Raw genomic sequence first — 16790 nt, forward strand, 5'->3', positions numbered from 1 at the left:
CCTGATCACTCAGGCGGGGCTTTTTTATGCCAACAAATTCTGAAAACACCGAAGATTCAATGTGAGAGGGGGCTTGCCCCCTCCCACATTTCAGAGCGGTTTGAAATCCAACAGATGTGGCAGATCCACATCCCAGAGTACGCCAGGATCGTTTACCTGGATCTCGCGCACCTGCCCCTGGGCAAACAGCGGCTTGGCCCCGCGATCGCCCGTCAACGCCATCAACGCTGGCCCAAACGCTCGTCCAAACGCAACCGGATGCCCATACTGGCCGGCATGCACCGGCACGTTGATGCTGTCCACGTGCTCCAGCACCCGTTCAATGCTGGACGGCAGGATGAACGGCATATCACCCAGCACCACCAGCCAGCCATCACTGGAAGCACTGGCCGCGACCGCTGCCGCAATGCTGTCGCCCATTCCGGCCGAGCACAGCTGCACTACCTCGCAGCCATGGACCTGCGCCAGACGAATGACTTCAAGCCGCTCGGGCGACGTCACCAGCACGCGCTTTAGCGCCCACGCCGGCAAATTCACCAGCACCTGCTCGATCACCGGCCGCACCACTGCGTCCCGGCCGACGCACTTAGCCAGCAATTTATCCCGATCTGCCCCGGCTTCAGCGCGAAAACGACTGCCCTGTCCCGCCGCCAGCACAATCACCGTGACGGTCATTCAACCTGCACCGACAGCGGCTTTTTCTGCAGCGGCACCACGCCATTCTTGATCGCGACAATTTCCGCCAGCAACGACAGCGCGATCTCCGCCGGTGTATGGCTGCCAATATGCAAACCGATCGGCCCATGCAACCGCGCGATCGCCTGCGCAGACAATCCCAGCGCCGCCAGGTTTTCCCGGCGTTTACGCGTGTTGACCCGCGAACCCAGCGCGCCGATATAGAACGCATTGGAGTTCAGTGCCGTCAGCAACGCCATATCGTCCAGGCGCGGGTCGTGGGTCAGGCAGACGATGGCCGTGCGTTCGTCGGTCTGGATGTTCAGCACCGCTTCATCAGGCATGCCGGGCACAAAGCGGCCGTGCGGTTCTTCCCAGCCATACGCGAACTCTTCACGCGGGTCGCAGATCAGCACTTCGAAATCCAGCAACCGCGCCATCTGCGCCACGTAGCGGGACAACTGCCCGGCGCCGATCAACAGCAGGCGCCAGCGCGGGCCATAGATGGCGCGCAGGCGCTCGCCGTCGAAGCTCACCACGTCGGTCTTGCTCGCGGGGCTCAAGCTCACGTCGCCGGTGGCCAGGTCCAGCTCCCGAGCGACGATTTCATGGGCGTCACAGCGCGCCAGCAACTCGGCCACCCACTGCCACTCCGTCACGCGCTCTTCGGTCAGGCGCAGGGTGCCGCCGCACGGCAGGCCGAAACGCGCCGCTTCATCGCGTGTCACGCCGTAGGTCACCAACTGCACCGCGGGCCCGTCGTCCGCCAACCGACCATCCTGCAAACGCGCAATCAAGTCGTCTTCAATGCAACCGCCGGACACCGAGCCGATCACCACCCCGTCGCCGCGCAAGGCCAGCATGGCCCCGGGCGGACGCGGCGCGCTGCCCCAGGTCTGGACCACGCTGTACAACACCACCCGCTGCCCGGCGCGGCGCCATTCGAGCACGCTGCGCAGGACATTCAGATCCACGCTGTCCATCAAGCCTTCGCCTCCTGCCAGCCTTGCAACTGATAACGCACGGGCAGGTTGCGAATACGCTTGCCGGTGGCGGCAAAGATCGCATTGCACAGCGCCGGCGCAATCGGCGGCACGCCGGGCTCACCGACACCGCCCAACGGCACCTCGCCCTGTGGCGTGACCAGGTGGACCGCGACAACCTTGGGCGCCAGGGACATGCGCGCCACTTCATACATATGGAAGTTGTCCTGCTGGACCTTGCCGTCCTTGAAGCTGATCTCGCCCAATACCGCGTTGCCCAGGCCCATCACGCAGGCGCCTTCGAATTGCGAGCGAATGCGTTCCGGGTTGATCTGCGGGCCGCAGTCCACAGCGATATCCGCCTTGTGGACGATCAGCGTGCCGTCGTCTTTGACTTCCACCTCGATCACCGCCGCCACATAGGTGACGAAACTGTAATGCACCGCCAGCCCCAGGCCTCGCCCCTTGGGTAGCGTGCGCCCCCAGCCGGCGGCTTTGGCGGCGGTTTCGAGGACACCGCGCAGGCGGGCGGTATCGATCGGGTAGCGCTCCGGGGATTCGCCGTAGTTCCACTCATCGCTCAGGGTTTTCGGATCGATCTGACGGTCCGGCCCAAGCAGTTTGAGTTGGTACTGCAACGGGTCCTGGCCGGCCTTGTGCGCCAGCTCATCGACAAAGCTCTGAATCGCAAAGCCATGCGGGATGTTCGACACCGAGCGGTACCAACCAACCCGGGTGTGGGCGGCGGCTTCGGGGTTTTCCAGGCGCACGTTGGGAATCGCGTAGGCCATGTTGGTAAAGCCCATGCCCAGCTCGAACGCCGCCTCGTGGTTCATCCCCGGCGCAAACAACGCGGTGATGCTCGGCGCGACGGTGCGGTGCAGCCAGGCGGAAGGCAGGCCGTCCTTATTCAGGCCAGCCTTGAGGTACTCGGCGGAAACCGTGTGGAAGTAGGAGTTGTGGATGTCATCTTCACGAGTCCACTGCACGCGCACGGCCTTGCCGGGGAATTCCTTGGCGAGGATGGCCGCCTCGACCACGAAGTCCGGCTTGGACTTGCGACCGAAACCGCCGCCCAGCAGCGTGACATTGATCGTCACGTTATCGAAAGGCAGGCCCAGGCGCTCGGCGACGCGCTCACGAGTCACCTGGGGCGCCTGGCTGGGGGCCCAGGCTTCGCACTGGCCCTTGTCGAAACGGGCAACGGCAACCATCGGTTCCATCGGTGACTGGGCCAGATGCGGCAAATAATAAGCGGCGTCCAAAGTGCTGTCGGCCTCGTTCATCGCCTGCTCGAGGGTGCCGGTGTTGCGCACCACTTTGCCCGGTTGCCGCGCGGCCGCTTCCAGTTCCTTGCGGTAATCGATCGAGTTGTAGCCGGCGTTGACGCCGTCATCCCAGACAATCGCCAGCGCTTCGCGGCCCTTGATCGCTGCCCATGTGTTGCTGGCCACCACGGCCACGCCGCCCAGCGGCTGGAACTCCGAGGGCAGAGGCCGGCTTTCGATTTCGAGGACCCTGATCACCCCCGGCACCTTCAACGCCGCACTGGCATCGAAGGATTTGACCTTGCCGCCATACACCGTCGGCCGTGCAATGGTGGCGTAGAGCATGCCGTCGAAATGCACGTCCGCGCCGTAGACCGCGCGACCGTTGACGATATCGGCGCCGTCGATGGCCTTGACGCCCTCTTTGCCGATGTAGCGGAACTCCGACGGCTGCTTGAGGCGCAGCGTGTCGCGCGCCGGCACCGCCAATGCACCGGCAGCGGCGGCCAGCTCGCCATAGCCCAAGGTGCGACCGCTGGGCTGGTGAACCACCTTATGCAGCTGCGCACGGCACTCGCCCAGCGGCACCTTCCACTGTTCGGCAGCCGCCTGTTCCAGCATCGCGCGCACACTCGCGCCGCAACGCCGCATCGGTTCGAACCAGTGGCGCATGCTGCGCGAGCCATCGGTGTCCTGGTTGCCGTAACGCACTTCGTCAGCCGGCGCCTGCTGGACGCGCACGTGGGCCCAATCGGCGTCCAACTCATCGGCGACTACCAGGCTCAGGCTGGTACGCACGCCCTGGCCCATTTCCGAACGGTTGCAGATCACGGTCACGGTGCCGTCGGTGGCAATGCTGACGTAGACCTTGGGGTCATCGATCAGCCCATGGGGCATGGCATCGCCGCCATACTTCTTGGCGCCATCGGCGGCAAACGCTGCGGGCAGGCCCCAACTGGCGGCGATCACCAGCGCGCCAGTGGCGCCGACGCCCTTGAGGAAACCGCGGCGGCTGAGGTTATCGAGGACGAAATCAGCGGGTAAACGGTTCATGCCTTGGCCCCCTGCAGGTGCGTCGAGGCCTGGCGGATCGCGGTCTTGATGCGGTTGTAGGTGCCGCAGCGGCAGATATTGCCGACCATCGCCTCCTCGATCTGCTCGTCGCTGGGGTTGGGGTTGGTTTTCAGCAGCGCGGTGGCCGACATGATTTGCCCGCCCTGGCAGTAACCGCACTGGGCCACGGCACTGTCCAGCCAGGCTTGCTGCACGACCTGGCCGATGGGGTCGGTGTGCAGGTTGTCGATGGTGCTCACGGCCTGGCCCTTGACCGCGCCGATCGGGGTGATGCAACTGCGCGCCGGGGCGCCGTCGATATGAATGGTGCACGCGCCGCACAGGCCCATGCCGCAGCCGAATTTGGTGCCGTTGTAACCCGCCACATCGCGAATCGCCCACAACAGCGGCATATCCTCGGTGACGTCCAGTTGATGGTCTTGACCGTTGAGTTTCAGGGTAATCATTGGGCACGCCCGCCTATTTTTTGCATTTAGGGGCGAGCCATCTGCTGCGAAAGGTATCGCTGGTTCGGGTGCACGCAGATGGGCTCAGGCTGAGGAGGCTCTCTTGCGAAGACGGATCTTCACCGGGCCTTTGATGGAGCATTGACTAACTGTAAACCAAAAAATTCGAATTTGGCCGCGCAGAAACGCAAACGCCCCGAACCAGTCGGGGCGTTTGCGGATTGCTGTGGGCGTCAGTTCACGCCATCAGCGGGTTACTTGATCACCGGCGCAGGGCCTTCGGCCACGCCCAGGTCATCTTCTTCACGGGTGTCGGAGATCCCACGACCACCGGAAGCCAGCTCGACTTGCAGCTTGTCTTCGTCCAGCTCCTTGACCCACTTGGCGACAACCAGGGTCGCCACGGCGTTACCGACCAGGTTGGTCAGCGCGCGGGCTTCGGACATGAAGCGGTCGATGCCGAGGATCAGCGCCAGGCCGGCAACCGGCAGGTGGCCCACGGCCGACAGGGTCGCGGCCAGCACGATGAAACCACTGCCGGTCACGCCTGCAGCGCCCTTGGAGGACAGCAGCAGCACCAGCAACAGGGTGATCTGGTGGGTGATGTCCATGTGGGTGTCAGTCGCCTGGGCGATGAACACGGCAGCCATGGTCAGGTAGATCGAGGTACCGTCGAGGTTGAACGAGTAGCCGGTCGGGATCACCAGGCCAACCACGGATTTCTTCGCGCCCAGACGCTCCATCTTGATCAGCATGCGTGGCAGTGCCGATTCAGACGAGGACGTACCCAGAACGATCAGCAGCTCTTCACGGATGTAGCGGATCAGTTTCAGCACGCTGAAACCGTGTGCGCGGCAGATGGCGCCGAGCACCACCACCACGAACAGGACGCAGGTGATGTAGAAGCAGATCATCAACTGGCCCAGTTGCACCAGCGAGCCGACACCATAGGCACCGATGGTGAACGCCATGGCGCCGAGGGCACCGATTGGCGCGAGCTTCATGATCATGTTGATGATGTTGAACATCACGTGGGCGAAGCGATCGATGAAGTCCAGCACCGGCTTGCCGTAGGCACCCAGGCGATGCAGGGCGAAACCGAAGATCACCGAGAACATCAGCACTTGCAGGATGTCACCGTTGGCGAATGCGCCGACGATGGTGTTTGGAATCACATTGAGGATAAACCCTACGATGCTCTGGTCTTTACCAGCTGTCACGTAGGCCGCCACTTTGGATGCGTCCAGGGTGGCCACGTCGATGTGCATGCCAGCGCCCGGCTGCACGACGTTCACCACGAACAGGCCGATCAGCAGGGCGATGGAGGACACGACTTCGAAGTACAGCAGCGCGTAGCCGCCGGTTTTGCCGACCGATTTCATGCTCTGCATGCCAGCGATGCCGCTGACAACGGTGCAGAAGATGATCGGGGCGATGACCATTTTGATCAGTTTGATGAACCCGTCACCCAGCGGCTTGAGCGCCACACCGGTCTGCGGGTAGAAGTGACCGAGCAAAATACCGATAACGATGGCAACGATCACCTGGAAATACAGGGATTTGTACAGTGGCTGACGAGTCGTCATTGCAAAGTTCCTCAATCGTCCCGTGTGGCAAATATCCGCCATTGCCCACGGCACTTGAATTGCGAACCCTCCTGCACTGGAGGGATTTGTTGTTTGCGAGACCTGTAGGACCAAGCCTGCGCTGTAATCCTTATCGCAAACGTCGTGCCACTTTGCTTAAACGGCCTGAAGCCCCTTAGACATCAGGGCTGGAGGGATCAAGGCGCGCCTGAGCGCCGTCCATTGCATGGCGGGTTTCCGCCAACTCGCCGTATCTCGTCCTACAATTTGGCGGATATCCGCCTTGTCGCTGTAGCGGGTGATGGCTACCATCCGCCCTTCCATGGACGAGGCCCTTGCATGCGCGAACGTACCATCGCCAGTCACTACGCCCGAGCGGCCCTCGGCGGTGCGCGCCGGGCCGGCTACGACTACTCGGGCCTGTTGCAGCAGGTGGGCATCACCCCGGAACTGCTGAACGAACCCCGCGCCCGCATCGCCCCGGAACAATTTACCCGGCTGTTGCAAATGCTCTGGCTCGCGCTGGACGACGAATACCTGGGCTTTGCCGAAGGTCCGAGCAAGCGCGGCACGTTCGCCATGATGTGCCACGCGCTGATCCATTGCCGCACCCTGGAGAAGGCACTCGAACGCGGCTTGTTGTTTTACAGCCTATTCCCACAAGGTCCGCGTTGGCAGCTGACACGGGAAGGCGAAATGGCCCGCTTGAGCCTGGACGACTCCCAGCTCGGGGACCCGGATCACTTTCTCAGCGAATCCCTGCTGCTGATCTGGCATCGCCTCGGCAGTTGGTTGATCGGCCAGCGCATCCGCCTGCAGCAGGCCACATTCAGCTACCCGATGCCGGCCCACGCCAGCGAGTACGACTTGTTGTTTCCCTGCCCGCAGGTGTTCGACGCACCGAACAGCAGCCTGGTGTTTCCTGCCCGTTACTTGAGCCTGCCGCTGCTGCAGGACGAGCGCACCCTCAAGCATTTCCTGCAGCGCTCCCCCGCCGACTTGTTGTCGCGGCCCGATGAGGGCGACAGTTTGAGCAGCCAGATCCGCCGCCTGCTCAGCCGTGACCGCACACCCTGGCCGGACCTGGACGCCGTTGCCCAGCACTTGCACATCAGCCCGCAGACCCTGCGCCGACATCTGCGTGAAGAAGGCAGCAGTTTTCAAGCGCTCAAGGATGAGCTGCGGCGGGACATCGCCATTTACCACCTGGGACGCGCGGATCTGTCATTGCAGGAAATTGCCGGGCAGCTCGGGTTCTCCGAGCCGTCGGCGTTTCATCGGGCGTTCAAGAAGTGGACGGGATTGACGCCGGGGGCTTATCGGGCACAGGAGAGTTAGGCAGGCGCCACTCAAGGAAGGTCAAACGGCCGGAAAGTGGATCTTGAACGCCGCGCCCCCTAAAGGCGAGTCGCCCAGGGTCAGGCGCGCGCCGTAGCTTTCAATGATGTCCTTGACCACCGCCAGGCCGATCCCCTGCCCCGGGTGCTGGCGGTCCAGCCGCTCGCCCCGTTGCAGAATCCGCGCGCGCTGGTCGGGCGGCACACCGGGGCCGTCATCTTCGATGCACAGTTCGATGCCATCCAGGCTTTCCACCAGGCTGATACGCACTTCGCTCAGGCACAGGCGGTAGGCGTTTTCCAGCAGGTTGCCGAGCAGTTCCAGCAAGGCGCCTTTTTCGATGGGCACATCGCACGCGTCCGGCAATACGAAGCTCACTTTGACGTGCTTGTCGCGGTAGACCTTGTCCAGCGTGTCGCACAGGCTTTGCAGTACCGGCTGCAGGCGTACCTGATGGCGTACCAGGCCGCTTTTACGCAGGCTGGCGCGCTGCAACTGGTAGCTGATCTGCTGGCTCATGCGTTCGATCTGCGATTGCAGCACCCAGGCCTGGTCGCGGTCTTCGGGGCGCTGGGCCATGTCTTCGCTCACGCCCTGCAACACCGCCAGCGGGGTTTTCAGGCTGTGGGCCAAGTCGTCGAGGGAGTCGCGGTAGCGGGTACGCTGCTCGCGCTCACTGTGCAGCAAGCGGTTGAGAGACCCGGTGAGGCGCAGCAGTTCGCGCGGGTGTTCTTCGCTGAGGCTTTCGCGGGTGCCGCCTTCGATCTGGTCCAGCTCCTGGCTCAGGCGCCGCAACGCTTGCAGGCCCCAGGTCAGGCCCAGCCAGAGCAACGTCAGCAACACCAGCAACGCCGCGCCGAAGCCCAGGTAGAGGTTTTCGCGCAGACCTTCGAGGGTCAACTGGTATTCGCGCACCGGTTGCAGCGCGACGATGCTGAACGCCGCACTCTTGCCGCCGAGCAGCTTGACCTCGACGTCATACACGAAGAATTCCTGGCCATTGCCCTCGCGAATCCGCGCAAACTCATTCCCGCGCCCGTCATAGCGCGGCCTGTAGTTGATGTTTTCTTCCTGGGTCGCCCGCGAGCGCCACACCAGATGGCCTTCGCGGTCGTAGATATAACCGAGCAACCGGCTATCGGTGAGGTTGAAGCGTTCGTCCGGCAACTGCGCCGGCATTTGCAGGCGGTTGTTTTCAACCCGCGCCGCCGAAATCAAGGTGGTGACGTCCGACGCCAGGCGCTGCTCGATCGAGTCCTGCAAGGCCAGGCTGAACGCGCCCTGCATGGCCGGCAACAAACCCAGCATAAACAGCACGGCCAGGGTGGCGGCCGCCAGCATCAAGCGCACACGTAACGAGCGAATCAACGACAGCGCTCATTGAACAGATAGCCCAGGCCGCGCACGGTGTCGATCGGCTTGAACCCGCCCGGGCCTTCCAGTTTACGGCGCAGGCGGCCGACCAGCACTTCGATGACATTCGGGTCGCGCTCGTCGTCATCGGGGTAGAGCTGTTCCATCAAGCGGTCCTTGGGCACTACCTGCTGATGGTGACGCATCAGGTACTCGAGAATCCGGTACTCGTAGGCGGTCAGCGCCAGGGGTTGCTCGTCCAACGAGGCCTGCTTGCGGTTGAGGTCCAGCAGCAAGGGGCCGGCGACGATGGTCGATTGGGTAAAGCCGCTGGAACGACGCAGCAACGCGTTCATCCGCGCTTCCAGTTCTTCGAACTGGAACGGCTTGACCACGTAGTCGTCGGCGCCGGCGGCCAGGCCTTCGACCTTGTCCTGCCAGTTGCCGCGAGCGGTGAGGATCAGGATCGGGAAGGTCTTGTCCTGGGCGCGCAGTTGGCGGATCAGATCAAGACCGCCCATGCCGGGCAGGCCGAGGTCGATGATCGCCAGGTCATGGTTGAATTGGCCAGTCTGGTACAAGGCCTCCTCCGCGTTGGCCACGGCTTCGACCACGTGCCCGCTGTCGGTCAGGCGGGTATACAGGTGATGACGCAACAGAGCCTCATCTTCCACGACCAGCAATTTCATAAGGCTCTCCAAGGCAAATCAACTGTCCGACAGAGGGATATCATAGCGGCCCTGCAGGTCTTGCGGGCGCAGTTTAATGCCATTGTATTGGCCACCAAGATGCTCATAACCGGCACGATACGTCGCCTGCGGGCTGCTCGAACCCAGCGACTGGCCCCAAGGCGCGGCCTGGCTGCGCACCGCCTCGAAGCTCACACGCTGCATCAGCGTGCTGGATTTCTTGGTTCTCTCGCTACCGAATGCCGCAAAGGCGCCATCGCTGGCCTGCGCCCCGGCGGTGGCACTGAACATGGTCAACGCCAACATCAGCTTCTTGATTGCAGTCATGGTACTTACCTCCACGTAGGCTGTAGGCCCACACTACGCAAGCGCCCCTGAACTCCCCCTGAACAGGCTCTGAACCTGGCCTGAACCGCTACGGACTATCCACTGGCGCGCCAACTCGGCAAAATACCGCCCATGACGCCCCTACCCGCTTGCTGCACCCCACTCGACGCCCATTGGCCACTGCCCGATCCCTTGCCGGGTACGGTGTTGCTCAGTACGCGCTTTGATCCGGCCCTGTTGATCGCCGGTGATTTCCAACGCAGCGCGGTGCCGCCGCCGGCGAGCATCCAGCGTTCGGTGGCCAAGCGCCAGGCGGAGTTTCTCGCCGGACGGTTATGCGCCCGCGCCGCCTTGCAACAGCTCGATAACCTGGACTGCGTGCCGGCAATCGGCGAAGACCGGGCGCCGGTGTGGCCGCCGCACATCAGCGGCTCCATCACCCACAGTAGCGGGCACGCGGCGGCAATCGTCGGGCACAAGGCGCAATGGCGCGGGCTGGGGATGGACCTGGAAAATGTCCTGAGCCTGGAGCGCGCGGAACGCCTGGCGGGGGAAATTCTCACCGCCGATGAGTTGCAGCGCATGGCCAGGTTGCCGCGTGAGCAACATGCGCAGCTGGTGACACTGACGTTTTCGGCCAAGGAGAGCCTGTTCAAGGCGCTCTACCCGATCGTGCAGAAGCGCTTCTACTTTGAGCATGCCGAAGTGGTGGAATGGTCCGAGCACGGCCAGATGCGGTTGCGGCTGCTGACGGAGTTGTCCGGCGAGTGGTGCCACGGCAAGGAGTTGGTTGGGCAATTTGCGGTGGATGGGGAACAGTTGTTGAGCCTTGTAGCAATCGGCGTCTGATCTAGCGTCATCGGGGGCAAGCCCCCTCCCACACTGGAATGCATTCCAAGAGGGGCGGTGCGAGGGTTCGGCTTGCTCCCGATAGCAGTATCAGGATTTATCCTGGTCCCGTGGCCAACTCAGGCTGAAGCACGCCCCTCCCAGGTTGTTGCTCTTGCTGATCAATGCCCGCCCGCCATGCCAATGAATAATCCGCCGCACAATCGACAAGCCCAGGCCATGCCCGCCCGAGGCGCGGGTTCGGCTGTCGTCCAGGCGCAGGAACGGCGTGAAGATGCGTTCCCAGGCGCTTTCCGGTACGCCGGGGCCATCGTCTTCCACATCGATGCGGCAGCGCACCTGGCCGACCTGGTAACTGATCAGCACCCGGCCCTGGGCATGGCGCATGGCGTTGCTCACCAGGTTCTGCAGGGCGCGGTGCAGGTAGCGCGGTTCGGCATCGACCCAGGCATCGTCCCAATGCACCGATGACAGGCAGATACCACGGCTCACGCTGACCTGCGGGCGCAGTGGCGATAATTCGCCGATCACCTGGTCGAGTAACGCATTGAGGTCGACCCGCTGGAAATTCAGCTCCGGCGCGCCCTGCTCCAGGCGCGCGTAGGTGAGCATTTCGTCGACCAGGCCGTCGAGGTCCTGAATATCGCTGTCCATACCTTCGAGGTATTTGCGCCGGGCCTGCGGGGTGGCGGCCTCGCCGATCATCTCCAGGCCGAAACGCAGGCGCGCCACCGGGGTGCGCAACTCGTGGGACACCGCGCGCACCAGTTCGCGCTGGATCGCGAGCAACTGCTGCAGGTGCTCGGCCATGCCATTGAAGGCGGCGGCCAGGCGCCCCACCGAGTCGGCGCCGCGCGCGGGCACGCGCACTTCCAGGTTGCCTTTGGCAATACGCGTGGCAGCGGCCTCCAGGCCTCTGAGCCGGCGCTCGAGCTGACGCACCAACAGATAGACGATCAGGCCAATCAGGGTCAGGCCGATCAATGCGATCAGGATCAACCATTGCGCCGGGTACGGGTTCATTTGATACAACGGGCCGATTTCAAGCACCCAGGGCGTGCCGACCATGCCGGCAAACACCCGAATCGAGTCGCCGCCCTTGCCCAGCGCCATCACCGTATCGCCCTCCGACACGCGGCGGCGCTGGTCGTCGTCCATATCGGCCTGATCGAGGGCCATCAGGTGCATCTCGAAGCCAAACCCTTTGGCTTCCTTTATATCCGCCAGGCGTTGCGGTTGCTCGGCCACCGGAAAACGCACCAACTCGTCGGCCAACAGGTAGATCGTCGCCCGCGCCAATTGCTCGCTGATCTGTTGCACTTCACCTTCCAGCACCAACTGATCCTGCTCGCTGACCAAACGCAGGACCCGCGCCGCATGGGGGCCGGTCTGTTGCACCAGCACCTGGCCATGCTGCAGGCGGGTGCGTTGGCCGAGGTCCAGTTGGGCATCGGTGTACGTGCGCAGCATCAGGGGAATGCCCAACAGGCGCTCCCACACCGCCAGCGCGCGCTGGCGCTCGATCACGCTCATGGGTTGCAGGTTGTCTCCCATCAAGGCAAAGGTGCCGTGGGCCAGACGTTCACGGTACTGCCCGCTGCGCACGTCGTTGAGCAGGTGCAACGCCAGCACGCCCAGCAGCGCCACCAGGATCAGCGCCGCGCACATGCCGCCGTAGATGCGCAGGAAGATCGAGTTCACAGCGGTATGTCGCCAGCGGCTTCGGGGACGAACAGATAGCCTTTGCTGCGCACGGTCTTGATCAGGCGCGGGTGGATCGGATCGTCGCCGATCTTCGGACGGATGCGCGAGATACGCACGTCGATCGAGCGGTCCTGGCCGTCGTAGCCGATGCCGCGCAGGGCGATGAAGATTTCTTCGCGCGACAGGATGCGCCCGGCATTCGCCACCAGCAGCCACAGCAGGTCGAACTCGGCGCTGGTCAGTTCGATGCCGTCGCCCTGCAGCCAGGCTTCGCGCAGGGCGTTATCCACGAGCAGCGGGCCGAATTGCAGGCGGCGCTGGTTTTGCGCGACGGCCGGTTCCGCTGGCTCGCTGCGGCGCAACAGGGCCTGGATACGCGCCAGCAGCAGGCGTGGGCGCACGGGTTTGCACACGTAGTCGTCGGCGCCCATGTCCAGGCCCAATACCTGGTCCATGTCGTCGGTACGCGCGGTGAGCATGAGGATCACCCCGTCGTAGCGCTCGCGCACCTTGCGGCAGATGCTCAGGCCATCTTCGCCGGGCAGCATCAGGTCGAGAATCACCAGGTCCGGCTGTTCGGCGATGATCCGCGCCGCAGCCTGGGCGCCGTCGCTTTCCACCGACACGCGCAGGCCGTTGCTCTCCAGGTAATCACGGGTCAACTCGGCCAATCGCTCGTCATCCTCGACGATCAGGATTTGCCAGGCTTCATGCTCCACAGGTAATCCTCGTTGTTATTAGGGGATTGGTTGGTCTGCTCGATCAAATGTGGGAGGGGACTTGCTCCCTCCCACATGTTGATCTTCGCCAGCCACACCTTATTTGTAATGTTGTGAGGGCATAACAATGATCGATTGTAGCCATGCCCCAACCCTCGAACACAAGCCAGGAAATGCATTCGGTGATGCGGTTTTTTTGTGATAGGGTTCGCGCCCTCAAAAATCCAAAGAGCCGTTTTTTTCTTGGAATATTCAGTGACAAACGGCGCGGTCCAGCAGTACTGCGGCCTACACGGGCATTCTACGTTTCATACACATTTTACTCACAGCGTTATCCACAGGCCCTGGATTGCTAAGCCTCCAAAAACGCATTATCTTGTACCTCGGCGCCAAAAAAACCCTACATGTAGGGTTTTGAACTAAAAGACCAAACACAAATCAGACAAGAAACTCAAGCCCTTTCTTGCTCCTGTTTGGTCCAACTCCAGCATTTTTTGAAAGCCCAAACCGCTCATGCGGATGGCAACCGTTTTAGCGCTCCAACAGCGTAAAACGGTACGGGTGTTGCAGTGCTTGAACCGGGCAACTGTCACCCACCAGGAATACGGCGAGGCGCTTTTGAGCGCCAAACCGAAGACTTCGGCATGGAAGCGGCGCGATAAGCCCCCCTTCCTCCTGTCCCGAAGTTGTTATGCCAGGCCAAGGCCTGCTGTAAGTGCTTCAGGACGGAACGGTGGGCACCGTGATGGTGCCCAAATAAATATAGAATGTGGAGACAACCCCCCATGCAAACCGACACAACTCGCGAGAACCCGCAGGGCTCCGTGCCGCAGGCCGCTGATTCGAATATGGATCTGTCCGCCACTGCACCCGGCCAACTGCGCGTGATCAAGCGTAACGGCACTGTCGTTCCTTACACCGATGACAAAATCACCGTCGCCATCACCAAAGCGTTTCTTGCAGTTGAAGGCGGCAACGCTGCCGCCTCGTCGCGCATCCACGACACCGTTGCCCGCCTGACCGAACAAGTCACCGCGACCTTCAAGCGTCGCATGCCTTCGGGCGGCACCATCCACATCGAAGAAATCCAGGACCAGGTCGAACTGGCCCTGATGCGTGCCGGCGAGCAGAAAGTCGCCCGCGACTACGTGATCTACCGTGATTCGCGCGCCAAGGAACGTGCCGTTCGCTCCCCGGCCGACGAAGCCGCCGTACACGCGCACCCATCGATCCGCATCACCCTGGCCGACGGCACCTTCGCGCCGCTGGACCTGGGCCGCCTGAACACCATCATCACCGAGGCCTGCGAAGGCCTGGAAGAAGTCGACGGCGACCTGATCCAGCGCGAAACCCTGAAAAACCTGTACGACGGCGTGGCCCTGACCGACGTCAACACCGCCCTGGTGATGACCGCCCGTACCCTGGTTGAACGCGAGCCGAACTACTCGTTCGTCACCGCGCGCCTGTTGATGGACACCCTGCGTGCCGAAGGCCTGGGCTTCCTCGGCGTGGCCGACAGCGCCACCCACCACGAGATGGCCGACCTGTACGCCAAGGCCCTGCCGGCCTACATCGCCAAGGGTATCGAATACGAATTGCTGAACCCGGTCCTGGCCACCTTCGACCTGGAAAAACTCGGCAAGGCGATCAACCACGAGCGCGACCAGCAGTTCACCTACCTGGGCCTGCAAACCCTGTACGACCGTTACTTCATCCACAAGGACGGTATCCGCTTCGAACTGCCGCAAGTGTTCTTCATGCGCGTGGCCATGGGCCTGGCGATTGAAGAGAAGCACAAAGAAGACCGTGCCATCGAGTTCTACAACCTGTTGTCGTCCTTCGACTACATGTCGTCCACGCCGACCCTGTTCAACGCCGGTACCCTGCGTCCACAGCTGTCGAGCTGCTACCTGACCACCGTGCCGGACGACCTGTCGGGCATCTACCACGCGATCCACGACAACGCCATGTTGTCCAAATTCGCCGGTGGCCTGGGCAACGACTGGACGCCGGTGCGCGCACTGGGTTCGTACATCAAGGGCACCAACGGCAAGTCCCAGGGCGTCGTACCGTTCCTGAAAGTCGTCAACGACACCGCCGTAGCGGTCAACCAGGGTGGCAAGCGCAAAGGCGCTGTGTGTGCCTACCTGGAAACCTGGCACATGGACATTGAAGAGTTCATCGAGCTGCGCAAGAACACCGGCGATGACCGTCGTCGTACCCACGACATGAACACCGCCAACTGGATTCCTGACCTGTTCATGAAGCGTGTCTTCGACGACGGCAAGTGGACCCTGTTCTCGCCATCCGAAGTGCCGGACCTGCACGACCTGACCGGCAAGGCCTTCGAAGAGCGCTACGAGTACTACGAAGCCCTCACCGAGTACCCAGGCAAGGTCAAGCTGTTCAAGACCATCCAGGCCAAAGACCTGTGGCGTAAAATGCTGTCCATGCTGTTTGAAACCGGCCACCCATGGCTGACCTTCAAAGACCCGTGCAACCTGCGCAGCCCGCAGCAGCACGTAGGCGTGGTCCACAGCTCGAACCTGTGCACCGAGATCACCTTGAACACCAACAAGGACGAGATCGCTGTTTGCAACCTGGGCTCGATCAACCTGCCGAACCACATCGTCAACGGCAAGCTGGACACTGCCAAGCTGGAGCGCACTGTCAACACCGCTGTTCGCATGCTCGATAACGTGATCGACATCAACTACTACTCGGTGCCACAGGCGCAGAACTCCAACTTCAAGCACCGTCCGGTTGGCCTGGGGATCATGGGCTTCCAGGACGCTTTGTACCTGCAGCACATTCCTTACGGTTCGGACGCCGCGGTCGAGTTCGCCGACAAGTCCATGGAAGCGGTCAGCTACTACGCGATCCAGGCTTCCTGCGACCTGGCCGACGAACGCGGCGCCTACGAGACGTTCCAGGGCTCGCTGTGGTCCAAAGGCATCCTGCCGCTGGATTCGCAACAGATCCTGATCGCGCAACGTGGCCAGAAGTACATCGACGTTGACCTGAACGAATCCCTGGACTGGGCGCCGGTACGTGCCCGTGTGCAGAAAGGTATCCGTAACTCCAACATCATGGCCATCGCACCGACCGCGACCATCGCCAACATCACTGGCGTGTCGCAGTCGATCGAACCGACCTACCAGAACCTGTATGTGAAATCGAACCTGTCGGGCGAATTCACCGTGATCAACCCGTACCTGGTTCGCGACCTGAAAGCCCGCGGCCTGTGGGACTCGGTCATGATCAACGACCTGAAGTACTACGACGGTTCGGTGCAGCAGATCGAGCGCATCCCGCAAGAACTCAAAGAGCTCTACGCGACTGCCTTCGAAGTGGACACCAAATGGATCGTTGACGCCGCCAGCCGTCGCCAGAAGTGGATCGACCAGGCGCAGTCGCTGAACCTGTACATCGCCGGCGCTTCGGGCAAGAAGCTCGACGTGACCTACCGCATGGCTTGGTACCGTGGCCTGAAAACCACTTACTACCTCCGTGCCCTGGCCGCGACCAGCACCGAGAAGTCGACCATCAACACCGGCAAGCTGAACGCGGTTTCCAGCGGCAACCACGGTGATGACTCGGTGCTCGCCGCACCAGCCGGCCCGGCCCCCGTGCCGAAAGCCTGCGCGATCGACGAGCCGGATTGCGAAGCCTGCCAATAAGCTGAGCACGTTCCGGGCTTGATGGCCCGGGATTGGAAAACCCCGATAATCCCTTGCTGCAGTTGGGTTTATCGGGGTTTTCTTTTGCCTGGGCAAAGG

13 protein-coding genes are annotated in these 16790 nt (G+C 62.3%); 3 read left to right on the forward strand and 10 right to left on the reverse strand.

The genetic code is table 11. The features are described from left to right. Positions 1–90 precede the first annotated feature (90 nt). The 5 genes from LQ249_RS23900 to LQ249_RS23920 form a co-directional block, all read right to left on the reverse strand. Positions 91–675 (reverse strand): nucleotidyltransferase family protein, encoded by a 585-nt coding sequence (locus LQ249_RS23900; RefSeq protein ID WP_232565945.1) that lies wholly within the window; start codon positions 673–675, stop codon positions 91–93. After that, positions 672–1658: an XdhC family protein gene (locus LQ249_RS23905; RefSeq protein WP_046382356.1), complete on the reverse strand. Its 987-nt coding sequence runs from the start codon at positions 1656–1658 to the stop codon at positions 672–674. The genes LQ249_RS23900 and LQ249_RS23905 overlap by 4 nt, the downstream gene beginning before the upstream one ends. Continuing rightward, entirely contained in the window at positions 1658–3979 is a 2322-nt protein-coding gene (locus LQ249_RS23910) for a xanthine dehydrogenase family protein molybdopterin-binding subunit (RefSeq protein ID WP_232565946.1), read from the reverse strand. The genes LQ249_RS23905 and LQ249_RS23910 overlap by 1 nt, the downstream gene beginning before the upstream one ends. Then, positions 3976–4446, reverse strand: coding sequence for a (2Fe-2S)-binding protein (locus LQ249_RS23915; protein ID WP_046382354.1), 471 nt, complete (start codon positions 4444–4446; stop codon positions 3976–3978). The genes LQ249_RS23910 and LQ249_RS23915 overlap by 4 nt, the downstream gene beginning before the upstream one ends. Before the next feature lie 254 nt (positions 4447–4700). Further along, on the reverse strand, positions 4701–6032 hold the full coding sequence (locus LQ249_RS23920; protein ID WP_057005505.1) for a dicarboxylate/amino acid:cation symporter: 1332 nt from the start codon (positions 6030–6032) through the stop codon (positions 4701–4703). A gap of 339 nt (positions 6033–6371) precedes the next feature. On the opposite strand from LQ249_RS23920, the gene LQ249_RS23925 reads away from it, so the two are divergent. Then, a complete protein-coding gene (locus tag LQ249_RS23925) occupies positions 6372–7370 on the forward strand; it encodes an AraC family transcriptional regulator (protein ID WP_232565947.1) in 999 nt (332 codons plus the stop codon). Between the two features lie 21 nt (positions 7371–7391). Here LQ249_RS23925 and LQ249_RS23930 read toward each other — a convergent pair whose 3' ends face one another. The 3 genes from LQ249_RS23930 to LQ249_RS23940 are packed head-to-tail and all read right to left on the reverse strand — an operon-like array spanning position 7392 to position 9739. Then, positions 7392–8738, reverse strand: a complete 1347-nt coding sequence (locus tag LQ249_RS23930) for an ATP-binding protein (RefSeq protein ID WP_046382351.1) — start codon at positions 8736–8738, stop codon at positions 7392–7394. Continuing rightward, positions 8735–9412 (reverse strand): response regulator, encoded by a 678-nt coding sequence (locus LQ249_RS23935; protein WP_046382350.1) that lies wholly within the window; start codon positions 9410–9412, stop codon positions 8735–8737. The genes LQ249_RS23930 and LQ249_RS23935 overlap by 4 nt, the downstream gene beginning before the upstream one ends. An 18-nt stretch (positions 9413–9430) precedes the next feature. Beyond that, complete coding sequence (locus LQ249_RS23940) at positions 9431–9739, reverse strand: hypothetical protein (protein WP_057005506.1); 309 nt, start codon at positions 9737–9739, stop codon at positions 9431–9433. Between the two features lie 132 nt (positions 9740–9871). On the opposite strand from LQ249_RS23940, the gene LQ249_RS23945 reads away from it, so the two are divergent. Further along, positions 9872–10588 (forward strand): 4'-phosphopantetheinyl transferase family protein, encoded by a 717-nt coding sequence (locus tag LQ249_RS23945; protein ID WP_057005507.1) that lies wholly within the window; start codon positions 9872–9874, stop codon positions 10586–10588. A 90-nt stretch (positions 10589–10678) separates the two neighbouring features. On the opposite strand, the gene LQ249_RS23950 is transcribed toward LQ249_RS23945, so the two are convergent. Further along, the gene (locus LQ249_RS23950) at positions 10679–12289 is read right to left on the reverse strand and encodes an ATP-binding protein (protein WP_057005508.1); all 1611 of its coding nucleotides are present in this window, start codon (positions 12287–12289) and stop codon (positions 10679–10681) included. Beyond that, a complete protein-coding gene (locus tag LQ249_RS23955) occupies positions 12286–13011 on the reverse strand; it encodes a response regulator (protein ID WP_046382346.1) in 726 nt (241 codons plus the stop codon). Before LQ249_RS23955 ends, LQ249_RS23950 begins: the two co-directional genes overlap by 4 nt. A 785-nt stretch (positions 13012–13796) precedes the next feature. Here LQ249_RS23955 and LQ249_RS23960 point away from each other — a divergent pair. Continuing rightward, on the forward strand, positions 13797–16691 hold the full coding sequence (locus LQ249_RS23960; RefSeq protein WP_046382345.1) for a ribonucleoside-diphosphate reductase subunit alpha: 2895 nt from the start codon (positions 13797–13799) through the stop codon (positions 16689–16691). Positions 16692–16790 lie beyond the last annotated feature (99 nt).

Origin of the sequence: Pseudomonas sp. 7-41 (genome assembly GCF_021233075.1) — a bacterium.
Classification (GTDB): Bacteria; Pseudomonadota; Gammaproteobacteria; order Pseudomonadales; family Pseudomonadaceae; genus Aquipseudomonas; species Aquipseudomonas veronii.

Coding starts and splice junctions, on each gene's coding strand:
- LQ249_RS23920 (WP_057005505.1), bottom strand. CDS start 6,032: ATGACGACTCGTCAGCCACTGTACAAATCCCTGTATTTCCAGGTGATC.
- LQ249_RS23960 (WP_046382345.1), top strand. CDS start 13,797: ATGCAAACCGACACAACTCGCGAGAACCCGCAGGGCTCCGTGCCGCAG.
- LQ249_RS23910 (WP_232565946.1), bottom strand. CDS start 3,979: ATGAACCGTTTACCCGCTGATTTCGTCCTCGATAACCTCAGCCGCCGC.
- LQ249_RS23915 (WP_046382354.1), bottom strand. CDS start 4,446: ATGATTACCCTGAAACTCAACGGTCAAGACCATCAACTGGACGTCACC.
- LQ249_RS23935 (WP_046382350.1), bottom strand. CDS start 9,412: ATGAAATTGCTGGTCGTGGAAGATGAGGCTCTGTTGCGTCATCACCTG.
- LQ249_RS23905 (WP_046382356.1), bottom strand. CDS start 1,658: ATGGACAGCGTGGATCTGAATGTCCTGCGCAGCGTGCTCGAATGGCGC.
- LQ249_RS23925 (WP_232565947.1), top strand. CDS start 6,372: ATGCGCGAACGTACCATCGCCAGTCACTACGCCCGAGCGGCCCTCGGC.
- LQ249_RS23940 (WP_057005506.1), bottom strand. CDS start 9,739: ATGACTGCAATCAAGAAGCTGATGTTGGCGTTGACCATGTTCAGTGCC.
- LQ249_RS23945 (WP_057005507.1), top strand. CDS start 9,872: ATGACGCCCCTACCCGCTTGCTGCACCCCACTCGACGCCCATTGGCCA.
- LQ249_RS23900 (WP_232565945.1), bottom strand. CDS start 675: ATGACCGTCACGGTGATTGTGCTGGCGGCGGGACAGGGCAGTCGTTTT.